This window comes from Thioalkalivibrio sp. (genome assembly GCF_007692535.1).
Classification (GTDB): domain Bacteria; phylum Pseudomonadota; class Gammaproteobacteria; order Ectothiorhodospirales; family Ectothiorhodospiraceae; genus Thioalkalivibrio.
Genome location: NZ_REBW01000136.1, coordinates 1 through 21049, shown reverse-complemented (window position 1 = coordinate 21049; position 21049 = coordinate 1). Strand labels below are relative to the sequence as shown.

Annotated in this window: 17 protein-coding genes and 1 pseudogene; 6 read left to right on the top strand and 12 right to left on the bottom strand. The window is 66.8% G+C overall.

The genetic code is table 11. From position 1 onward, the window contains the following. Positions 1-243: 243 nt before the first annotated feature. The 3 genes from lexA (at position 244) to EA346_RS07305 (ending at position 3318) form a co-directional block, all read left to right on the top strand. On the top strand, positions 244-852 hold the full coding sequence (gene lexA, locus EA346_RS07315; protein ID WP_296757123.1) for a transcriptional repressor LexA: 609 nt from the start codon (positions 244-246) through the stop codon (positions 850-852). 130 nt (positions 853-982) lie between these two features. After that, positions 983-1624, top strand: coding sequence for a translesion DNA synthesis-associated protein ImuA (gene imuA, locus EA346_RS07310; protein WP_296757121.1), 642 nt, complete (start codon positions 983-985; stop codon positions 1622-1624). Between the two features lie 278 nt (positions 1625-1902). Then, complete coding sequence (locus EA346_RS07305) at positions 1903-3318, top strand: DNA polymerase Y family protein (RefSeq protein ID WP_296757125.1); 1416 nt, start codon at positions 1903-1905, stop codon at positions 3316-3318. 131 nt (positions 3319-3449) lie between these two features. Here the strand turns inward: EA346_RS07305 and ispF are convergent, their stop codons facing one another. From ispF to rnhB, 12 genes and pseudogenes are all read right to left on the bottom strand, one after another. Next, a complete protein-coding gene (ispF, locus tag EA346_RS07300) occupies positions 3450-3950 on the bottom strand; it encodes a 2-C-methyl-D-erythritol 2,4-cyclodiphosphate synthase (RefSeq protein ID WP_296757119.1) in 501 nt (166 codons plus the stop codon). Then, a complete protein-coding gene (locus EA346_RS07295; RefSeq protein ID WP_296757118.1) occupies positions 3940-4602 on the bottom strand; it encodes a ceramidase domain-containing protein in 663 nt (220 codons plus the stop codon). The genes ispF and EA346_RS07295 overlap by 11 nt, the downstream gene beginning before the upstream one ends. 36 nt (positions 4603-4638) lie before the next feature. Beyond that, positions 4639-5733, bottom strand: coding sequence for a lipoate--protein ligase family protein (locus EA346_RS07290; RefSeq protein WP_296757116.1), 1095 nt, complete (start codon positions 5731-5733; stop codon positions 4639-4641). After that, positions 5730-6455, bottom strand: coding sequence for a 2-C-methyl-D-erythritol 4-phosphate cytidylyltransferase (gene ispD, locus EA346_RS07285; protein ID WP_296757114.1), 726 nt, complete (start codon positions 6453-6455; stop codon positions 5730-5732). Before ispD ends, EA346_RS07290 begins: the two co-directional genes overlap by 4 nt. A 49-nt stretch (positions 6456-6504) precedes the next feature. Beyond that, positions 6505-6759, bottom strand: a pseudogene (locus EA346_RS07280) (septum formation initiator family protein); the annotation flags it as partial. Positions 6760-6944: 185 nt separating this feature from the next. After that, positions 6945-8225, bottom strand: coding sequence for a phosphopyruvate hydratase (gene eno / locus EA346_RS07275; RefSeq protein ID WP_296757112.1), 1281 nt, complete (start codon positions 8223-8225; stop codon positions 6945-6947). A gap of 68 nt (positions 8226-8293) precedes the next feature. Then, a complete protein-coding gene (gene kdsA, locus EA346_RS07270; RefSeq protein ID WP_296757110.1) occupies positions 8294-9136 on the bottom strand; it encodes a 3-deoxy-8-phosphooctulonate synthase in 843 nt (280 codons plus the stop codon). 8 nt (positions 9137-9144) lie between these two features. Further along, a complete protein-coding gene (locus EA346_RS07265) occupies positions 9145-10809 on the bottom strand; it encodes a CTP synthase (RefSeq protein WP_296757108.1) in 1665 nt (554 codons plus the stop codon). A 124-nt stretch (positions 10810-10933) separates the two neighbouring features. Beyond that, the gene (gene tilS / locus EA346_RS07260; protein ID WP_296757106.1) at positions 10934-12205 is read right to left on the bottom strand and encodes a tRNA lysidine(34) synthetase TilS; all 1272 of its coding nucleotides are present in this window, start codon (positions 12203-12205) and stop codon (positions 10934-10936) included. Then, positions 12177-13142: an acetyl-CoA carboxylase carboxyltransferase subunit alpha gene (locus EA346_RS07255; RefSeq protein WP_296757103.1), complete on the bottom strand. Its 966-nt coding sequence runs from the start codon at positions 13140-13142 to the stop codon at positions 12177-12179. Before EA346_RS07255 ends, tilS begins: the two co-directional genes overlap by 29 nt. A 60-nt stretch (positions 13143-13202) precedes the next feature. Then, positions 13203-16673 carry a DNA polymerase III subunit alpha gene (dnaE, locus tag EA346_RS07250; RefSeq protein ID WP_296757102.1) on the bottom strand — a complete coding sequence of 1157 codons (3471 nt, stop codon included), beginning with the start codon at positions 16671-16673 and terminating at the stop codon, positions 13203-13205. Further along, complete coding sequence (gene rnhB / locus EA346_RS07245; RefSeq protein ID WP_296757100.1) at positions 16670-17293, bottom strand: ribonuclease HII; 624 nt, start codon at positions 17291-17293, stop codon at positions 16670-16672. Before rnhB ends, dnaE begins: the two co-directional genes overlap by 4 nt. 160 nt (positions 17294-17453) lie before the next feature. On the opposite strand from rnhB, the gene EA346_RS07240 reads away from it, so the two are divergent. The 3 genes from EA346_RS07240 to lpxB all read left to right on the top strand — a co-directional run bounded on the left by EA346_RS07240 (position 17454) and on the right by lpxB (position 20787). Continuing rightward, complete coding sequence (locus EA346_RS07240; protein WP_296757098.1) at positions 17454-18449, top strand: Gfo/Idh/MocA family oxidoreductase; 996 nt, start codon at positions 17454-17456, stop codon at positions 18447-18449. Beyond that, positions 18446-19543 (top strand): DegT/DnrJ/EryC1/StrS family aminotransferase, encoded by a 1098-nt coding sequence (locus EA346_RS07235; protein ID WP_296757096.1) that lies wholly within the window; start codon positions 18446-18448, stop codon positions 19541-19543. Before EA346_RS07240 ends, EA346_RS07235 begins: the two co-directional genes overlap by 4 nt. A gap of 68 nt (positions 19544-19611) precedes the next feature. Beyond that, complete coding sequence (gene lpxB, locus EA346_RS07230) at positions 19612-20787, top strand: lipid-A-disaccharide synthase (protein WP_296757094.1); 1176 nt, start codon at positions 19612-19614, stop codon at positions 20785-20787. Positions 20788-21049 lie beyond the last annotated feature (262 nt).

Genomic DNA, 21049 nt, shown 5'->3' with positions numbered 1-21049 from the left:
GATCCATCGGCGGCTGATTCGCTGAGGTGGCTGCAAATGTCGGGTTACGCTGCGCTAACCCGACCTACGCTCTCCGTAACCCGTCACCCATGCAGCCCCGTAGGTCGGGTTGGCGCAGCGTAACCCGACGGGTGCCGAGTAGCGGGTACGGGGCGGGATGGACGCCGGGCAACCACCTTGCATCGGGGTGGCCGCGGATATACTGTATACATAATCAGTATGTTCGCCAAGGTGGCTCCACCCATGAAACTCACCGTGCGTCAGCAGGAGATCCTCGCCTTCATCCGCGGGCAGGTCGAGGAACAGGGATCGGCTCCGACCCGGGAGGAGATCTGCCGGGCCTTCGGTTTCCGCTCGCCCTACGCGGCCGAATGCCATCTGCGCGCCCTGGCGCGCAAGGGCGCGATCGATCTGATCAGCGGCAGCGCGCGCGGAATCCGGCTACCCCCCGGCGCCGGACCATCCGAGGAGGTTCCCCTGGTCGGCCGGGTCGCCGCCGGGGCACCGATCCTCGCCACCGAGCATGTCGAAGAGCACTACCGGATCGACCCGCGGCTGTTCCACCCGCTCCCGGACTACCTGCTGCGGGTCCGGGGCGACAGCATGCGCGATGCCGGCATCCTCGACGGCGATCTGCTCGCGGTACGGCAGAGCCCGGAGGCCCGCAACGGCCAGATCGTGGTCGCCCGCATCGAGGACGAGGTCACGGTGAAGTACTTCCAGCGCAGCGGAGACCGCGTGCGCCTGCTGCCTGCCAATCCCGATTACGCACCGATCGAGATCGACCCGGGCCACCGGGAACTCGTCATCGAGGGAATCGGCGTCGGCGTGGTACGGGCGCTGGAAGAGTGACGACGGACGGGATGTCATGCGGATCTTCTCATCGCCGGAGGCAAGACCCTCCTGCCGCCCCCGCCCCTCCTCCGGCTCGTTCACGCCGAATGCATGGATGCGGTTCTGCGGCAGGCGCGGGGCCTGAGTCATGCCAGGGCTGGAGGAACTGCTCACCCATCCCGGGATCTGGCGCGGCCGCGAAGCCGGATCGCCAACGGTCCCTGCCCGGCCCAGCGGTCATGCACAACTGGACCAGGCCCTGCAGGGCGGCTGGCCGCGGGGACAGCTGACCGAACTGATCGGAGGCCCGTTCGGAAGCGGGGAGACCCGCATATTGCTGCCCATGCTGGCCGCATGTACCCGGGATCAGCGTCGGGTGGTACTGGTCGGCCCGCCGGCCACGCCATGGATTCCCGGCTGGCGACAACTGGGTGTGGACCCGGAACTCGTGCTGATGATCCGGACGGCAACCGAGGAGGATGCCGTCTGGAGCTGCGAACAGATCCTGCGCCAGCCCGATACCGGTGCCCTGCTCGCCTGGTTGCGCGGCACCGATGGTGCCCCGTTGCGGCGCCTGCGTCTGGCGGCCAGCGCCGGTGATGCCTGTGCCTTCCTCTATCGCCCACCAGCGGCGGCGCAGCAGCCCTCACCGGCCCACCTGCGCATCCGCTGGCAAGGCGACGGAGACCACCTGCGCCTGGAAGTCATCAAGCAGACCGGTGGATGGCTGCCGCGAAACCAGCCCGTGATGATTCCCCGGAACCTGCTGAACCACCGGTGCGAACCATGACCACGGGCGAAAGCGGCGGCAATCCGCCGCACCCCGGATCCCGCTCGTCTTCCAGTGGCTATCCTGCCGCCCCTGAACAGACTCAGGGTGAAAGGGAAATCGTGGCAGGCGCGTCCCGCGACACCCTCCGGACGGAGGCAGGCGGCGCACAGCTGACCCTGCTCCCACCGGTGCCTGCCACGGCGGGTCCGGAACTCCGCCCGAAATCGCGCCTGGCGCCCATCCCTGCGTCGGCTCCAGAGCCCGGCCCGAAACCGGTATCCAGCCAGCCTCTGTGGATGGCGGTATGGCTCCCGCATCTGGCGCTGGATACCCTGGTGCAGACCGGCTCCGCGCAGCCAGGGCCACTGATCATCGTCGAGGACGCGGCGCGGCCACGGGTGCACGACGGCAACCGCGCGGCCCGGCGGGCCGGGGTCTGTCCCGGCATGGCGCTCGCCGAAGCCCTGGCCGTCCTGAACGCCCCGGTCGTGGTCGATTACGAACCGGAGACCGTGCAGCAACACCTGCGGATGCTGTCCACGGTACTGCTGCAGTTCAGCGATCATGTCTGTCCCGAGCCCGGGCAGCAGCGCATCCTGCTCGAGACCGGCCGCAGCCTGCGCCTGTTCCGCGGGCTGGAGGCGCTGGAACAGCGGGTCGGGGGCACCCTGCGCCAACTGGGCTACAGCCCCCGCATCGGGGGCGCACGGACTCCGGCCATGGCCCGGCTGCTGGCTGGCTTGGGTCATCCGGAACGACCCAGGGACCGTGACGGACTGCGCCGGGTACTGACCCCGCTGCCCCTGGCGGCGCTCCCGCTACCCGCTGCCGACATCGCCGCACTGCGCGGCATCGGCCTGACCCGGATCGGTGAACTGCTGCGCCTCCCGCGCGGCGATCTGGCGCTGCGTTACGGAACCCGGCTGCCGAGACTCCTCGATCATCTGCTCGGTGATGTCCCGGAGGCCATGCCGCGCTTCCACCCGCCGGATAACCCATCCTTCCAACTGGAATTCGACCAGGAGGTCAGTTCCACCGGGGCACTGCGCTTCCCGTTGAAGCGACTCCTGCTGCAACTGGAACAGGTCCTGCGCGCCCGGCATCGCGGCGTGCAGGGCCTGGAACTGCAGTTGTTGCACCGGGAAACGGAGACACGGCTGACCCTGGAACGCAGTCATCCCGGCAGCCGCGCGGAGGAATGGCTGGAACTGTGGAGCATTCGCCTGTCCCGGGTGTCGCTGCCGGCGCCGGTGCGCGGCATGCGGTTGCACGCAGCGCGGCTGCTTCCGGTCGCGGGGGACATACCCGGCCTGTTCGGCAGCCCGGGCGGCGCCCGGGACGAGACCGGATTCCTGACCCGGCTGCGCGCCCGGCTCGGTGACGAAGCAGTGCTGAGGTTCGTGCCGACCCTCCATCCGCTGCCCGAGCAGGCCCAGGAAGCGTGGACCTCGGAGGCCCCTCCACCGGCAGCGCCATCCAGCACGACGCCGGCCCAGCGCGCAGCCGGGGCAGCGCTATGGCTGCAACCCCTGCAGCCCTTCCCGCCTCCCGGCTCCCAGGCATCGCTGGGCCGAATGGAGGGCGGATGGTGGGCCGGCGGCAATGACCAACGCCGCGACTACGCGCTCGCACGGGACCATCAGGGAAGGCTTTGCTGGGTCTTCCGCGACCTGCGCAGCGGGCAATGGCGGTTACAGGGATTCTGGGGATGATCGCAGGCGTGAACCGAACGTCGTGCCCGTGCCGGGGGCCAGTCCCCGGCCGATTGATTCATGCGCAAACCGGCAGATCGGCGAGGGCTCGCCTACGGGCGGCGTGCCGGTGCCGGCGTCCCGTGGCCGATTCATTCCTCGGCAGGCCCGATCGCAGCCAGCAGAACGATGGCTTCGGCGGCGATACCCTCGCCGCGGCCGGTGAAGCCCAGACGCTCGGTGGTGGTGGCCTTTACGTTCACGGCGCTCAACGGCAGGCCGCAGTCCGCGGCGATGTGGCCGCGCATGGCTTCAACGTGCGCGGCCATCTTCGGGGCCTGGGCGATGATCACGCTGTCGACATTCACTGGGCTCCAACCCGCGGCACGCACGCGGGCGACGACCTCGGACAACAGCATCCTGCTGTCCGCGCCCCGATAGCGCGGGTCGGTATCCGGAAAGTGCCGACCGATGTCGCCCAGCGCGGCCGCCCCCAGCAGCGCATCGCAGAGGGCGTGCAGCAGCACGTCGCCATCCGAATGGGCGACGAAGCCCCGGTCGTGCGGGATTCTCACCCCGCCGAGAGTCAGGTGATCCCCGGGGCCGAACGCATGCACGTCGAAACCCTGGCCCACGCGCAGATCAGGCGACATCGTTCCCGACCCGGGTCTCGCGCAACCGGACATGGCGGATCATTCCGTCCACCAGCACGAACAGCAGGCCGGCGGTCAGAAGATGCCAAAGCCAATGCGTCCCGACGATGACCCATTCGCAGAGCAGCAGGTCTGCTGCACGGACCACCATCGCAAGCACGAACAGTCCGCTGGCCAGCAACAGATCGCGCGCCAGCCGCCGGTCGATCCTCGCCGACAGTACGATCCCTGCCAGCAGGAGGGCCAGCAACGGCGTATAGGCCAGGGTGCTGCCGAGGAATATCTGTGGAAGGAGCAGGTAGAACAGCGCCACACCGGCTCCGGTCACCAGCCATCCGACCAACAGCCCCGGCCACCGCAGCTGCGACACCCGCACCAGGAAAACTTGCCAGTAAACCAGCACGAACGCCGCGACCGCCGCCGCATCGAACCAGTGCAACCAGCCAATGCCGCTCGCGTGCCAGAGCACGCTGGCCAGGCCTATCAGCCCGATGAGCCATGCAAGCAGGTGCAGATCCCATTGCTCGCGCAGGCGTGCGCGCTCGAGTTGCCGCCAGGCCTGCCATGCCGAAATGAAGAAGGCGAGACCGGAAACGGTATTCAGAGGCTCGGCGAACCAGCCCAGCGTGTCCCGCTCGCAATAGATCCTCATTCGGAGGCCCCCCTCGACAGGGCCTGCACGGTGGGATTACTCACGGTGCAGCCCATGCATGAAGGCCGCGAGAAAATCCTCGGCCCCCACGCCCGGGATGTCCAGACCCAGCGCGCTCATCTCGTCCGCGATGCGGCCCTGCAGCTTCGCCGCGTCACCCTCGGCGCTGACCGGGAGCGTGGCACCGCGCAGCCGTTCGGCCAGACGCTCGATCCCGTCCGAGGGAAAGACCGTGAAATCGCCGGAGAACTCCACATCTTCGAGCACGTTGTCACGGGTCAGCATGCGTGCGCGAATCAGTCCTCCCTTGGCCTTGTGCACGCCCTCGACCAGGTACGTCCCAGCGGAGATTTTCACCCCCGTAGTGACCAGACGCCGCCCCTTCTGATGAACCCATTCCGGATCCTGCAGCAGTGCTCGCACCTCGACCAGTTGCTCCCTCTCCGCTTCGGTCAGCTCCGATTCCTCAGGCTTGACGCCAAGATGTTCCTCGATCGCATTCATAAATAAATCTTTTACTAGCCCACGATCCGGAGGCTGTCCCAGTTCCCGCGTCAGGGTGGTCATGTAGTCCTGCATTCCCTGCCGCAGCTTGTCCCGGAACTTCTCCGAGCTGACCTTCAGGCATTTCGCCATGGTGTCCATATCGAAGTCGAACATGAAACTGCCGACCATCACCGTGGCATTGTTGATCCGGGCCGAGCCGGTACCGCCGATCTTGCGCCCGTTCACGTGGATGTCGTTCACCGGCCGGAAGACCGCCGGAACCCCCAGGGCCTGATAGGTCGCGAGCACCGGGGCCATGAAATGTGAGTAGATCGCCTCCACCCGGGCCGGTGCCTTCGTGTAGGGGTACACGAAGTGAAAGAACATCTGGTCGCGGTTCAGATAAACCGCGCCGCCCCCGACATCGCGCCGGATCACCGGCAGCCCATGAAGCTCGCAATACGCCGTATCGACCTCCAGGTCGATATCCTGATGGAGGCCGACGGAGACGAATGGCTGCGTCGGATTGACCAGGGTCACCACGGGGTCATCGTCCGGCTCCATGGCCTCGGCCACGGCATGGAAGATCGCCATCGACTCCAGTGGCGTGACGAAGCCGGCATCGATCACACGGATTCGTTTCATGTTGGACTCCTCAATCGATTCTGTTTCAGAAGATACAGCTGTGCCGTCTCCAGGTCTTCCGGACGGGTGATCTTGATGTTCAATGGACTTCCCTCCACCAGGCGCGGTCGGTGACCCTGGAACTCCATCGCACTCGCCTCGTCCGTGATCGCCACACCGGCGCTGGCCGCCGCCTCAAGCGCATCGCGCAGCGCCTGAATACGAAACATCTGTGGCGTCAACGCCCTCCAGACGCGTGCCCGATCCAGGGTCCGCTCCACCCGCCCCGCACTGTCGGCAAGCTTCATGGTGTCGGTGCTCGGTGCCGCGAGCAGCCCCCCGACAGGATCGTCCCGCAGCGCATGCATCAGGCGCTCCAGATCCTCGTTCGGAAGACAGGGCCGTGCCGCATCGTGAACCAGCACCCAGTCGTCCGGTGCAGCCTGTTGTGCAAGGAAATCCAGGCCATTGCGCACCGAGTCCGCACGTTCCTCCCCGCCTGCGACCCGAAAAAGCCTTCCACCGCTCGCGGGAAGATCAACCGCATCGGGATCGACATCGCGCCCCAACACCAGCACCACGCCGCGGATGCCCGGGTGCTCCAGGAAGATGCCGAGCGTGTGCCCCAGCACGCTGCGTGACCCCAACGTCAGGAACTGCTTCGGACGACCGGCACCCATGCGTCGCCCCGCGCCTGCCGCCGGGATCAAGGCCCAGAACGATGGTGCCCGGGGCTCAGTCACGGTCGCGCCCGGCTCCGGGGCCCATCCCGCCTGGAGGATCCACCGGGAGAAAAAACACCTCATCCTCGCGGATCATGCCCATGTCGCGCCGCGCACGTTCCTCGACCGCCTCGGACCCGCTGCGCAGATCCTCGACCTCCGCCTCCAGGGCTCGGTTTCGGATCAGGAGCGTCTCGTTCTCGATCTCCTGGAGACGCTGCACCTCGCGCAACTCCTGCACGTACCGCCAACTCCCCTCCCCAAACCACAACGACCACTGCAGGCCCAGCAGGGCAGCCAGGAGAATGACGGTGAGCCAGCGCATCAGCGCCGATCCGCGCCGGCACGAATGCGTTCAAACAGACCGGGGCGCCCGCGCGCGGGACTCCGGACGGCTGAAAGCTGCGGATTCAGGATCGCCCTTCTCCCGGATTCCGGACACGCAGGCCCCGGCGAGCCATCACCCGCGTCGCTGCCCCAGGCCATGCCCAAGCCACGCCTGCACGACGATCATGCACCCGCCACCGGGAAGGCCTTCAGCCCGGGATAGCGAGCCGCGCTGCCGAGCATCTCTTCGATCCGCATCAGCTGGTTGTACTTGGCGACCCGATCGGAGCGGGACAGCGAGCCCGTCTTGATCTGCCCGACGCCCGTCGCGACGGCGAGGTCGGCGATCGTCACGTCCTCGGTCTCACCGGAACGATGCGAGATCACTGCGGTGTAGTTCGCGGCCTTGGCCATGGCGATCGCTTCCATGGTCTCGGTCAGGGTGCCGATCTGGTTCACCTTGATCAGGATCGAATTGGCCACGCCCCGGTCGATGCCTTCCTTGAGGATCTCGGTGTTGGTGACGAAGAGATCGTCGCCCACCAACTGGACGCGCCCGCCCAACCGCTCCGTCATCACCTTCCAGCCGTCCCAGTCGTCTTCGGCCATACCGTCCTCGATGGTCAGGATCGGATACTGGTCGACCCAGCGGCTGAGGTAGTCGGTGAATTCCTCGGCGGAGAAGTCGCGTCCCTCCGAGGCCAGATGGTAGCGCCCGTCCCGGTAGAACTCCGAACTCGCGCAATCGAGTCCGATCCAGATGTCCTCACCGGCCTTGAAGCCCGCCTGCTGAATGGCTTCGAGGATCACCTCCACCGCCGCGGCGTTCGACGGCAGGTCCGGGGCGAACCCACCCTCATCACCCACCGCTGTCCCCAGCCCACGCCCGTCGAGGATCTTCTTCAGCGCGTGAAAGACCTCGGCACCGTAGCGGACGGCCTCGGTCAGACTACCCGCGCCGACCGGAACGATCATGAACTCCTGCATATCCACACTGTTGTTCGCATGCGCGCCGCCGTTGATGATGTTCATCATCGGCACCGGGAGGATATTTGCCTCCGGCCCGCCCAGGCTGCGGAACAACAGGAGCCCTGCATCGGCCGCCCGCGCGTGGGCCAGGGCCAGTGACACCGCCAGCACCGCGTTGGCGCCAAGGCGCTCCTTCGTAGGGGTCCCGTCGAGCTCGATCATGCGACGGTCCACGGCCTGCTGATCGGCCTCCGCGCCCCGCAGGGCATCGGCGATCTCACCGTTCACGTGTCCGACCGCGCGCCGAACGCCCTTGCCACCGTAACGGGCCTCTCCGTCACGCAGTTCGATCGCCTCGCGGACACCGGTCGAGGCGCCGGAAGGCACCGCCGCGCGTCCCCGGTTGCCGGAGTCGAGGACCACGTCGGCCTCGACGGTCGGGTTACCCCGGGAATCGACAATCTCGCGGGCACGTATCTCGGCAATCTTCGACATCATTTTCTCCTTAAAGGGCATGATCCCGAGGGGCAACCCACCGGGATGAAATCAGAATCCCTGGATCTTCAGCCCAGCCCGAAAGCGGTCTCCGCGAAGGGCCTTGCCTTCACCGCCCGGTCCAGCAGCACCAGGGTCTCGAGGAGTTCGCGCATCATCGGCATCGGCCACGCATTCGGGCCGTCCGAGAGGGCCTGCTCGGGATCGGGGTGGGTCTCCATGAAGAGACCGGAAACACCGGCTGCGATCGCCGCCCGCGCCAGCACGGGCACGAATTCGCGCTGGCCACCCGAAGCCGTGCCACGCCCGCCGGGCTGCTGCACCGAGTGGGTGGCGTCGAACACCACCGGGCAACCGGTGCGCCGCATCACCGCGAGGCCGCGCATGTCCGAGACGAGCGTGTTGTACCCGAACGACACACCCCGCTCGCAGACCATGATCCGGTCGTTCCCGACTTCGCGGGCCTTGGCCACCACGTTGTCCATGTCCCAGGGCGCGAGGAACTGCCCCTTCTTGATGTTCACCGGCAGCCCCTGGCGCGCGACGTTCTGAATGAAGTTGGTCTGCCGGCAGAGGAAGGCGGGGGTCTGCAGCACATCGACCACGCTGGCAACCTCGCCCAGCGGTGTGTCCTCGTGCACGTCCGTCAGCACGGGAACGCCAAGCTCCTTCTTCACCTTTTCAAGAATTTGCAGACCCTTTTCAATCCCGAGTCCGCGAAAGCTCTGGGTGGAAGAGCGGTTCGCCTTGTCGAAGGAGGATTTATAGATGAAAGGGATGCCCAACTCCCGCGCCATCGCCTGCAGCGTTCCCGCCGTCTCCAGCGCCAGTTGCTCGGACTCGATCACGCAGGGCCCGGAGATCAGGAAGAACGGTTGATCCAGGCCGACTTCGAAGTCACAGAGTTCCATGGGCGCCCTCACGCGGTGGGCGGCTTGGCGAGTGCCGCCTTGGTTTCGCGGAAACGCCTTGCGGCGCTGACGAAGCCGGTGAACAGTGGGTGGCCACCCCGCGGTGTGGAAGTGAACTCGGGGTGGAACTGGCAGCCGACGAACCAGGGGTGGTCACGCAGCTCGACGGCCTCCACCAGGCTGCCGTCCTCCGAGCGACCGGAAAGCACCAGACCCGCCTCCTGCAGGCGATCGGCATAGGCATTGTTGAATTCATAGCGGTGCCGGTGGCGCTCCTGGATACGCAGGTCGCCGTAGGCTTGCGCCATCAGCGACCCGCCTTCCAGCAATGCGGTCTGGGCGCCCAGGCGCATGGTGCCGCCCAGATCGCTATCCGCGTCACGGCGTTCGATCCGACCCTCGCGGTCCTGCCACTCGGTGATCAATGCGATCACCGGGTGCGGGGTATCCGGTACGAACTCGGTGCTGTGCGCGCCCTCGAGGCCGGCGACATCACGCGCGAACTCGATCACGGCCACCTGCATGCCCAGACAGATGCCCAGATAGGGAATGCCCTGCTCGCGGGCCTGGCGCGCAGCCATCACCTTGCCCTCGACACCGCGCTCGCCAAAGCCACCCGGTACCAGGATGGCGTCCAGGCCCTCCAGCTCGGGCAGGACGCCCGACTGAGCTCCCTCCAGCTTCTCCGAATCGATGTAACGGATGCGCACGCGGGTCCCGGTGTGGACACCGGCGTGGGTCAGGGCCTCGTTGATCGACTTGTAGGACTCGGTAAGGTCGACGTACTTCCCGATCATCCCCACGGTGACATCGGACTCGGGGAACTCCATCGCGTTGACCACATGCTTCCAGTCCGAGAGGTCGGCCTGCGGCGCCTCGATATGGAGCTTGCGCAGCACGATCTCATCGAGCTTCTGGGAATGCAGCCAGAGCGGGATCTTGTAGATGTTATCGACATCTACGGCTGAGATCACCGCCTTTTCCTCGACGTTCGTGAACAAAGCGATCTTGCGCCGCTCCCCCTCCGGCAGGGGCTGGTTGGCCCGGCACAGCAGCACGTCCGGCTGGATGCCGATCGAGCGCAGTTCCTTGACCGAGTGCTGGGTCGGCTTGGTCTTGATCTCCCCCGCAGCGGCAATGTACGGAACCAGCGTCAGATGGATGAACAGGGCATTGTCGCGCCCGAGTTCCACGCCCATTTGCCGGATCGCCTCGAGGAAGGGAAGCGACTCGATGTCACCGACCGTGCCGCCGATCTCCACCAGCGCGATGTCGGCGTCGTCCGCGCCGGCGCGGATCGAGCGCTTGATCTCGTCGGTAATGTGCGGGATCACTTGCACGGTGCCGCCGAGATAGTCCCCGCGGCGTTCCTTGCGGATCACGTTCTCGTAGATCTGGCCGGCGGTGAAGTTGTTGCGGCGGCTGGTGCGGATGCGCACGAATCGTTCGTAGTGCCCGAGATCCAGATCCGTCTCGGCACCGTCGTCGGTCACGAAGACCTCGCCGTGCTGAAACGGGCTCATGGTGCCCGGATCCACGTTGATGTAGGGATCCAGCTTCAGCAGGGTCACCTTCAGTCCCCGCGCCTCGAGGATCGCACCGAGCGACGCCGATGCAATGCCCTTGCCCAGAGACGACACCACGCCTCCGGTGATGAATACGAAACGCGTCATGTGGGCACCCGTGGAAGTACGACCGGCAGTGTGCCGGAACGCGTCGGAAGGTTACCAAAAAGCCCCCCCGCGCTCAATCGCGGCAACCGGCCGCCCGGGTGGACAGCCCCGTGGTGCCGCCGTCTCAGGCGTCCCACAATACGGCAACCAGTTCTCCGTGCACCCGGACCAGTGGCACCTCAGCCCGCCGCCAGGGCGGGATCCCGCGCTCCTGCATCAAGGCTTTCAGGGCGCGCCGGACGCCGCGCGTGCGCAGCGTCTCGCCGCCCCGGCGAAAATCGATCTGGAGACCGCCACCGTGGGCCACACCCGCGTCCCGAAGTTGCTGCGCCGTCAGCAGGCGCCCATCCGGCAAGGTCAAAGTCGAGGCACCGTCCGGCCAGTCGATCGCCTCTCCGGATGCCAGCGCCGTCCCAGGCCGCGCTGCCCTCAGGAGGTAAAGCACGCCCCGGTAGGTCCTCAGGCTGAACCCGTCCCAGTGCAAGGCAGGGCTGGCCTCCGCGCCCGCTTCGCACAGTTGGCGAAGGAACTCGAGCAACGGACCGCGTCGAGGAAGGCTGCCGCCGGAGCGGGAGATGAACCGGCGCAGAAGCCAGGGTCTGCGCGCTGCTGGCTGGGCCAGCACGGCGTCCAGATCGAGGCTGTCCGCGACCGGGCCGCTGAGGGTGTCGAGCAACGGATCCAGCAGGCCGTCAAGGACCTCGATCACCTCGGCCTGAAGGTCTGCCGCCGCGCCCAGACGGCGTGCGACCGGAAAACGCGACGCGAGGACGGGCAGCACTTCGCGCCGGACGAAATTCCGGTCGAACCGGGTGTCCTCGTTACTCGGATCCTCGACCCAGCCCAGTCCGTGCTGCTCCGCGTAGACGGCGATCGACTCGCCCGAGACCTGCCGAAGCGGCCGACCCAGCCATCCTGCACCAAGACGCCGCAACCTCGGCATCGCCGCAAGCCCGGCGGGTCCGCTGCCCTTCAGGGCCGCGAGCAGGAAGGTCTCTGCCTGGTCGGTCGCGTGGTGTGCGGTCAGGACACAATCGCCGGGGCCGGTCCCCTGCGACAGTGCCTGGTAACGCAGGCGGCGCGCGGCGGCCTCGACGCCCTCCTCCGGTCTGCCAGCGAGACGGACCTCTCGCGTTTCGAAGCGAAGACCGAGCCCGGCCGCAAACCGCCGGCAATGATCAGCTTGGGCATCCGCTTGGGGATGCAGTCCGTGATGCACGTGAATCACCAGCACCGAGCGCGCAGGATTCAGGCGCGCGAGGGCGTGCAGCAGCACCGTCGAGTCGCGGCCGCCGCTGAATGCCACCCGCAGGCCCGAGCAATCGGGATGATCCTCCAGGAATCGCGTCAGTGCGACCTCGACCGGATCAGGACCCGGCTTCCTGGAAGGCGCCATAATCCATCAGCCGCCGGTAACGGCGTTCCAGGCGACGCTCGGGATCCAGCCCGTCCAGCTGTTCGAGTGTCTCCAGCAGGGCCGACTTGATCCGCGTCGCCATGATCTCCGGCGCACGGTGGGCGCCGCCGAGCGGCTCGTCGATGACTCTGTCCACCAGTCCCAGTTCGAGCAGGCGCTCGGAGGTGATGCCCAGCGCTTCCGCGGCCTCGGGGGCCTTGTCCGCACTCTTCCAGAGGATCGAGGCGCAACCCTCCGGGGAGATCACCGAGTAGGTCGAGTACTGGAGCATCATGGTGGCATCGCCGACACCGATGGCAAGCGCGCCGCCCGAGCCACCCTCGCCGATCACCGTAGCGATGATCGGCGTGTTCAATCGGGCCATGACCAGCAGGTTGCGGGCGATGGCCTCGCTCTGGCCGCGTTCCTCCGCGCCGACGCCGGGATAGGCGCCAGGCGTGTCGATGAAGGTAAGAACCGGCAGCCGGAAGCGCTCTGCCATTTCCATCAGGCGCAGGGCCTTGCGATAGCCCTCGGGTCGGGGCATGCCGAAGTTGCGCTGGACTTTTTCCTTGGTCAGGCGTCCCTTCTGGTGCCCGATCACCATCACCGGGCGCCCGTCCAGCCGTGCCGGGCCACCGATGATGGCGGAGTCGTCGGCGAAGGCGCGGTCGCCACGGAGCTCGACGAACTCGGTGAACAGTTGCGGGACGTAGTCCAGGGTGTACGGCCGGCGCGGATGACGCGAGAGCTGGGAAACCTGCCAGGGCTTCAGCTTGCTGAAGATGTTCTCGGTCAGCGCCAGGCACTTGTCCTCGAGGCGCTGGATCTCTTCCTGGATATTGACCTCGGCATCGTCACTGACGAAACGCAGATCCTGGATCTTGGCCTCCAGTTCGGCGATCGGCTGTTCGAAATCGAGAAAATCCGGATTCATCAAACGTCCCGTTTCTGACCGTTCAAACCCCGGATTGTACCCAATACGACGGGCATCCGCTCAGGTACCGGGCGCTGCCGAGCCGCCGTACACGAGTGTAACCCGGCTCTCGGGTCCCAGGGTATCGCTCAGGCGTCGCAGCAGCTGCTCGTCCGGCTGCAGCTGCCAATCGTCGGGCAATTGCAGTTCCACCCAGGCGTCCTCGCGACGGTAGCGCATGCGCAACCGGCAGGATCCGGACGGGCATTGGGTGATGACCTGGTGCAGTGACCGGACCTGTTCCGAGCGCAGCGCGGCCAGGCTGAGATCGAGCACGCGCGCCCATTCGCCCCGGGCCTCGTCGAGAGTGAGGATGCGCTGTGCCCGCATGCGGATGCCGCCCGCGTAGTCGTCCAGGGTCACGCTCCCCTCGGCGACGATCAGCGTATCCGGCACCAGGCGCGCCTGGTGCTCGCGATAATCCTCGTTGAACAGCACGACCTCGGCGCGTCCGGTCTGGTCGTCCAGGGTGACGATGGCCATGCGTCCGTTCTGCGTGTTGCGCATCCGGATGCCCACGACCAGGCCCGCGATCCGTACCGTTTCCGGCCGCCTCCGGCGCTGGTTCTGGTCCGGACGACTCTCGAGGCGGCCTTCAAGTCCCTGCAGCGACGTGCCGGTCAGGCACTTCAGTTCCTCCCGGTAACGCGCGATCGGGTGTCCGGTCAGGTAGAGCCCGAGGGTCTCCTTTTCCCCCCGCAGCCGGTCCTCGTCCTCCATCTCCGGGAGGGTCGCGAGTTCCGGCAACACCGCACTGGCCGGCTCCCCGAAGAGATCCACCACACCCAGTTCGGCATTGCGTCCGGCCTGCTCCGCCGCCCCGATCGCGAGCGGCATGGCGGCCAGCAGCGTTGCCCGGTTGGCGCCGATGCCGTCCATCGCCCCGGCACGGATCAGCGTCTCCAGAACCCGTTTGTTCAGCTTGCCCAGATCCACCCGCTGGCAGAGATCCACCAGGCTGTGGAAGTCCGACCCGCCATCACGCGCGCGCAGCAGGGTGTCGATGGCGGACTCCCCAACCCCCTTGATTGCACCGAGGCCATAGACGATGGTCTGCGCATCGACTGCCGCGAAGCGATAGGCCGAGCGGTTCACGTCCGGGGGCACGACCCGCAGATCCAGGCTGCGGCATTCCTCGATCAGACCGACCACCTTGTCGGTGTTGTCCATATCCGCGGACAGCACCGCCGCCATGAACGGGGCCGGATGATGCGCCTTGAGCCAGGCGGTCTGGTAGGCCAGCAGCGCGTACGCCGCCGAGTGCGACTTGTTGAAGCCGTAGCCGGCGAACTTCTCCATCAGGTCGAAGATGTAGGTCGCGGTCTGCTCGGCGACGCCGCGGGCCAGCGCGCCCTGTACGAAGATCTCTCGCTGCTTGGCCATTTCCTCGGGCTTCTTCTTGCCCATCGCGCGGCGGAGCAGATCCGCACCGCCGAGGGTGTAGCTCGCCAGCACCTGCGCGATCTGCATCACCTGTTCCTGGTACAGGATCACGCCGTAGGTGGGCTTCAGGATCGGCTCCAGGTCCGGGTGCGGGTACTCGACCCGGGCCCGGCCGTGCTTGCGGTCGATGAAGTCGTCCACCATCCCCGACTGCAGCGGGCCCGGCCGGTACAGCGCAACCAGCGCGATGATGTCCTCGAAGCTGTCGGGCTGCAGGCGCCGGATCAGGTCCTTCATGCCGCCCGATTCGAGCTGGAAGACCGCCGTGGTCTGATGCGCCCGCAGCAGCCTGAAGGCTGCGGGATCATCCAGCGGAATGCTGTCCAGATCCACGGGATCGGCACCCGGCAACTGCCGGATGGCCTCCAGCGCCCAGTCGATGATGGTCAGCGTGCGCAGGCCGAGGAAGTCGAACTTCACCAGACCCACCGCCTCGACGTCATCCTTGTCGAAGTGGGTCACGAGGGAGCCGCCACCGGCTTCGCAGTACAGCGGCGAGAAGTCGGTCAGGGCCGAGGGCGCGATCACCACCCCGCCCGCGTGTTTGCCGGCGTTGCGTGTCAGCCCCTCAAGCTTCAGTGCCAGTTCCAGAATGCCGCGAACCTCCTCGTCCTCGTCATACTGTGTCTTCAAGTCCTCGCTCTCTTCGAGCGCCCGGGTCAGGGTCATCCCCAGTTCGAACGGGATCAGCTTGGCGATGCGGTCGACGAAGCCGTAGCCGTGACCCAGCACGCGACCGCAGTCGCGGACGACCGCCTTGGCCGCCATGGTCCCGTGGGTGATGATCTGGGAGACCCGGTCGCGGCCGTAGCGGTCGGCGACGTAGTCGATCACGCGGTCGCGGCGATCCATGCAGAAGTCGATGTCGAAATCCGGCATCGAAACGCGTTCCGGGTTAAGAAATCGCTCGAAGAGAAGATCGTAACGTAATGGATCCAGATCGGTTATCCCCAGCGCGTAGGCCACCAGGGATCCCGCTCCGGAACCGCGCCCCGGCCCCACCGGAATCCGGTTCTCGCGCGCCCAGCGGATGAAGTCGGCGACGATCAGGAAATACCCGGGGAAACCCATCTGGCAGATCACGTCCAGTTCGCGCTCGAGCCGCGCCGTGTAGGCGGACTCCTCCGCGAAACGGTGGCGCTCCAGCCGCGCACGCAGTCCGTCGTGGGCGGTCAGGCGCAGGTGATCCTCCACCGAGCGCCCGCCGGGCACCGGGAATTCGGGCAGCACCGAATGCCCCAGCGACAGGCGTACGCTGCAGCGCCGGGCAATCGCCACCGTGTTCGCCAGGGCCTCCGGGATGTCCGCGAAGAGTGTCGCCATCTCCTCTGGGCTGCGCAGGTACTGCTGGTCGCTGTAGCGGCGGACGCGGCGCGGATCGGCCAGCACGACCCCGTCATGGATGCAGACACGGGCCTCGTGCGCCTCAAAGTCGGCCCCGGCAAGGAAGCGGACGTCGTTGGTGGCGACCACCGGAAGACCGAAGGCCTCCGCCGCCGCCAGGGCGGCGGCGATCCAGGCGTCTTCGCCCGGGCGCCCGGTCCGGGTGAGTTCCAGGTAGAAGCGATCGGGGAACAAGGCCAGCCAGGGTGCCAGGACTTCCTCGGTCAGCGCGACCGGGCTCCCCGAGCCCTGCACGAATACCCCGTCGATCGTGCCCGACAGGGCGATGAGCCCATCCGTGGCCCCCGTCAGCCAGGCCATGTCGATGCGGGGCACCCCCTTGTCCTGCCCCTCCTGCCAGGCTCGGCTGATCAGGCGTGTCAGGTGCCGGTATCCCTGCGCGTTCTGCGCCAGGAGGGTCAGCCGCGCATGGGAACCATCCGCCCGGGTGTCACGCACCAGAATGTCGGCGCCGACGATCGGCTGCACGCCGGCCGCGATCGCGGCCTTGTAGAACTTGACCAGGCCGAACAGGTTGCAGTGATCGGTCACTGCAACGGCCGGCATTCCCTGCTGCGTCACATGCGCCACCAGGGGCTTCAGGCGCACCAGGCCATCCACCAGGGAATATTCGGAATGCAGACGCAGGTGGACGAATCCGTTCATCGCCCTGATTCCGGGGTCGCGAAGTTGCGCAGGCAGCGTGCAACAGGTGCGAAGCTGCGGCGATGCTCCGGACATGGCCCATATTCCGCCAGGGCCGCGAGATGTGCGGGCGTGGGGTACCCGGCATGGCAATCGAAGCCATAGGCCGGATACTGTTCGTGCAGTTCGGCCAGCCACGCGTCGCGGGCCACCTTGGCGATGATCGAAGCGGCGCTGATCGCGGGCACGGTGGCGTCGCCCCCGACCACCGCGGTGGCACGCCAGGGACCCTCTGGGGTAAATCGGCCGTCAACCGCCAGATGCTCCGGCGCCTTCGCCAGCGCCAACACCGCCCGACGCATTGCCAGCAGGGTGGCATGGTGGATATTCAGCTCGTCGATTTCCGCAGCAGTGGCGCTGCCGAGCGCCCAGCACTCGGCGTCTTCGCGGAGGATGGCCGCCAGCGCCCCGCGCCGGCGCGCAGACAGCCGCTTGGAATCGGTCAGCCCCGCGAGCGCATACCCTCGTGGCAGGATGACGGCTGCCGCAACCACCGGGCCCGCGAGTGGCCCGCGACCAACCTCGTCCACGCCGGCGCTGAGCAGCCCCGCCGGAATCCCCTTCGCACTGTCCAGCTGCATCTCCCGTCCGTCCTCCTGCGTGACCGCCCCAACCCCACCCGGATTGAGTACACTACGGCCGCCCGAGCGCTGCCGGGGGCGTAGCCGCCCGACCCGCATGCCAGGCGGTTCGGCGCGCTACACTACCACAGCAGCAGATCACAACCCGACGGGGACCGTCATGTCTACTCCACCACTCCGCTGTGCCGTCATCGGCGTCGGCCACCTGGGAAAATGGCACGCAGCCAAGTACGCCCAGTTACCGGATACCGAGCTGGTCGCCGTGGTCGACAGCAACGCCGCAACGGCGCAGGAGATTGCCTCCCAGCATGGCTGCGACGCAGTGCTGGATCACCGCAATCTGCTCGGAAAGGTCGATGCGGTCAGCATCGCTACGCCAACCACGCTCCATTACGCCATCGCGCGCGACTTTCTCGACGTCGGCTGTCACGTGCTGCTGGAAAAGCCCATCACCACGACCATCGAGGAGGCGGAGGCGCTGAACCAGCTGGCCGAGGAACGCGGCGTGGTGCTGCAGGTCGGTCACCTGGAACGCTTCAATGCGGCACTGCAGCGGCTCATGGAAAACCCGCTGAATCCGCGCTTCATCGAATGCCACCGGCTGGCTCCGTTCAAGCCCAGAGCCACCGATGTCTCGGTCGTGCTGGACCTGATGATCCACGACATCGACATCATCCTGGACCTGGTGGATTCGCCCCTGACCGAAGTCCGCGCATCGGGCGCCAGCATCCTGACCCACGACATCGACATCGCCAACGCCCGTCTCGAATTTGCCGACGGCTGCGTCGCCAATGTCACCTCGAGTCGGGTCAGCACGAAGTCCGAACGACGCATGCGAATCTTCCAGCCGCATGGCTATGCGTCGGTGGATTTCCAGAACCGCATCCTGGCCGTGCATCATCTCGGCGACGACGATCCGGGCACCGGCGTGCCCGAGATCGACAGCGAGGAATGGGCATTCGACGCCTCGGACGCCCTGCTCGTCGAGATCCAGTCCTTCGTGGGCGCCGTGCGCGGCGAGCACCCCGTGGTCGTCAGCGGGCGGGCGGGGCAACGCGCACTGGAAGCAGCGACGCAAATCACGGACCTGGTCTACGCCAACCTGAATGTGCTGACCAGGGCGGCAAACCGCAGCACCGCGGGAGATGACGAATGATTCCGATGGTCGATCTGCAGCGCCAGTACCACGATCTGCGTGGAGAAATCGACGCGGCCGTTGCCGAGGTACTCGAGAGTACACGGTTCATCCTCGGGCCCAACGTCCAGGCCCTGGAGTCTGAACTCGCGGAGTATCTTGGCGTGACCCATGCGGTGACCTGCGCGTCCGGGACCGACGCGCTGCATCTGGCGCTGCGCGCCGCCGATCTCGGTCCGGGCGATGAGATCATCACCACCCCGTTCACCTTCATCGCCACTGCGGAAGCCATCCGCTACGTCGGCGCCGAACCGGTATTCGTCGACATCGACCCGCGCACGTTCAACATCGATCCCGAGGCCGTTGCCGCGGCGATCACGCCGCGCACGCGGGCCATCCTCCCGGTCCACCTGTTTGGGCAGCCGGCGGACATGCCGGCGCTGACCCGCCTCGCGGAGGACCATCTGCTGCTGCTGATCGAGGACTGCGCGCAGTCCTTTGGTGCACACATCGGGGGCGTGCAGACGGGCAGCGCAACCGCATTCGGCTGCTTCAGCTTCTTCCCGAGCAAGAACCTGGGGTGTTACGGCGACGGCGGCCTCATCACCACCAACTGCACCCCAGCCGCGGAGCGCCTGCTGAAACTGCGCAACCACGGCTCCAAGGTCCGCTACCATCACGACGAGATCGGCTACAACTCCCGGCTCGACGAGATCCAGGCCGCCATCCTGCGCGTCAAGCTCAAGCGCATCGACGAGTTCAACCAGGCGCGCCGCCGCGTGGCAGCACGCTACGCCGAGGTGCTCGACGACCTCGACGTCGAGATCCCGTACGAGGATGGTATCGGGGTCCACGTCTACCACCAGTACACCGTGCTGACCGACCATCGCGAGGCGATCATGAAGGCGCTGCAGGAAGCGGACATCGGGCATGCTGTCTACTATCCGATCCCCCTGCACCGCCAGGCAGCCTTTGATCGTCGCGAAAAGGCGCCCCCGAGCCTACCCGTAGCCGAGTCCGTGGCCGCCCGCTGCCTGTCCCTGCCGGTGTTTCCGGAGCTCGAGGATGCCCAGATCGACTTCATCGGGGAACGTATCCGCGCAGCGCTGGGCTGAGCGGCACTGGCTCCGAACGACACGGACGCTGCAGCCAATGACGCATCCTGACCCGTTGGGGCGCTGACATGCCCGGAGCCCATATCGTCGTCTGCGCGGGCGAAACCTCCGGCGACAACCTCGCCGCGGGGATGATCCGCGCTGCCCACGCGCTGCGACCCGACATCACCTTCACCGGCATGGGCGGCGAGCAGATGCGCGCCGCCGGCACGGAGACGCTGATCGACGTGTCCGAACTCGCGGTGATGGGCCTGTGGGAGGTCATCACCCAGTATCCGCGTCTCCGGGGGCTGTTGCGACGGATGCAGAGGCATCTGGAAGCGACCCGGCCGAATCTCCTGGTCCTCGTCGACTACGTCGAGTTCAATCTCCGGCTCGGCGCCCACGCGCGCAGCCTGGGCATACCGGTCCTGTTCTACGTAAGCCCACAGATCTGGGCCTGGCGTCAGCAGCGCATCCACCGCATCAAGCGCAGCGTCGACGCGATGGCTGTATTGTTCCCGTTCGAGCGGGCGATCTACGAGGAACACGGAGTTCCGGTCCGCTACGTGGGCAACCCGCTGGTCGACCAGGTCGCCGCTGGCGATCACGATCTGCGCGCCGAACTCGGCCTGGCGCCGGGTCAGCGGCTGATTGGCCTCCTTCCTGGCTCCCGCTCCGGGGAGATCCGGCGCCATTGGCCGGTACTGGTCGGGACCGCGCGCTGCCTGCGAGCCCAGCGACAGGACCTTCATTTCGTCGTGCCGCTCGCATCGGGGATGACCGAGCAGATGCTGGACGACGTGGCGCCACGCGACGGGCTGCCGCTGACCGTCCTCACCGGCCGCGGCCGAGCCCGGGATGTGATGGCCTGCAGCGATCTGCTGCTGATCAGTTCCGGCACCGCAACCCTCGAGGCTGGACTCCTGCAGGCGCCGATGATCGTGATTTACCGGATGGCGCCCCTCAGCTACACCCTGTTCTCGTACCTCGTGCGCGTTCCGCACATCGCGCTGGTCAACATCGTCGCCGGGAAACGGCTGGTGCCGGAGCGGCTGCAGGGTGCCGCCAATCCCGAGGCGCTCTGCGCCGAGGCACTGAACTGGCTGGACCATCCGGAAGAACTGGACCGGATCCGCGAATCCCTGGGGCAGGTACGGGAAAAACTGGGGGCTGGCGGCGCCGATCAACGGATCGCGGCGGCGGTCCTGGAAATGCTCGACTCCGGCCGGTTAACCACCGAACCGCACGCCGCCCACCCGTAAGGCAGAATTTCTGTAGGTCGGGTTAGCGTAGCGTAACCCGACGTGCCGGGGTGCCGGGGACGGCGCTGAATTTTCGGCCTTGGTTGGGTACCAGACCCGTCGGGTTACGCCCTTTGGGCTAACCCGACCTACAGTTTGCGGCTTTTCATTATCGGGGGTGCCGCACCCCCCCCACGACATGAAAGTTAGCGTGAAAGTCACAGCCCTGTAGGTCGGGTTAGCGCAGCGTAACCCGACGACGTCCCGGGGACGACGCCATTTC

Coding starts and splice junctions, on each gene's coding strand:
- lexA (WP_296757123.1), top strand. CDS start 244: ATGAAACTCACCGTGCGTCAGCAGGAGATCCTCGCCTTCATCCGCGGG.
- imuA (WP_296757121.1), top strand. CDS start 983: ATGCCAGGGCTGGAGGAACTGCTCACCCATCCCGGGATCTGGCGCGGC.
- EA346_RS07305 (WP_296757125.1), top strand. CDS start 1,903: ATGGCGGTATGGCTCCCGCATCTGGCGCTGGATACCCTGGTGCAGACC.
- ispF (WP_296757119.1), bottom strand. CDS start 3,950: ATGTCGCCTGATCTGCGCGTGGGCCAGGGTTTCGACGTGCATGCGTTC.
- EA346_RS07295 (WP_296757118.1), bottom strand. CDS start 4,602: ATGAGGATCTATTGCGAGCGGGACACGCTGGGCTGGTTCGCCGAGCCT.
- EA346_RS07290 (WP_296757116.1), bottom strand. CDS start 5,733: ATGAAACGAATCCGTGTGATCGATGCCGGCTTCGTCACGCCACTGGAG.
- eno (WP_296757112.1), bottom strand. CDS start 8,225: ATGTCGAAGATTGCCGAGATACGTGCCCGCGAGATTGTCGATTCCCGG.
- kdsA (WP_296757110.1), bottom strand. CDS start 9,136: ATGGAACTCTGTGACTTCGAAGTCGGCCTGGATCAACCGTTCTTCCTG.
- EA346_RS07265 (WP_296757108.1), bottom strand. CDS start 10,809: ATGACGCGTTTCGTATTCATCACCGGAGGCGTGGTGTCGTCTCTGGGC.
- tilS (WP_296757106.1), bottom strand. CDS start 12,205: ATGGCGCCTTCCAGGAAGCCGGGTCCTGATCCGGTCGAGGTCGCACTG.
- EA346_RS07255 (WP_296757103.1), bottom strand. CDS start 13,142: ATGAATCCGGATTTTCTCGATTTCGAACAGCCGATCGCCGAACTGGAG.
- dnaE (WP_296757102.1), bottom strand. CDS start 16,673: ATGAACGGATTCGTCCACCTGCGTCTGCATTCCGAATATTCCCTGGTG.
- rnhB (WP_296757100.1), bottom strand. CDS start 17,293: ATGCAGCTGGACAGTGCGAAGGGGATTCCGGCGGGGCTGCTCAGCGCC.
- EA346_RS07240 (WP_296757098.1), top strand. CDS start 17,454: ATGTCTACTCCACCACTCCGCTGTGCCGTCATCGGCGTCGGCCACCTG.
- EA346_RS07235 (WP_296757096.1), top strand. CDS start 18,446: ATGATTCCGATGGTCGATCTGCAGCGCCAGTACCACGATCTGCGTGGA.
- lpxB (WP_296757094.1), top strand. CDS start 19,612: ATGCCCGGAGCCCATATCGTCGTCTGCGCGGGCGAAACCTCCGGCGAC.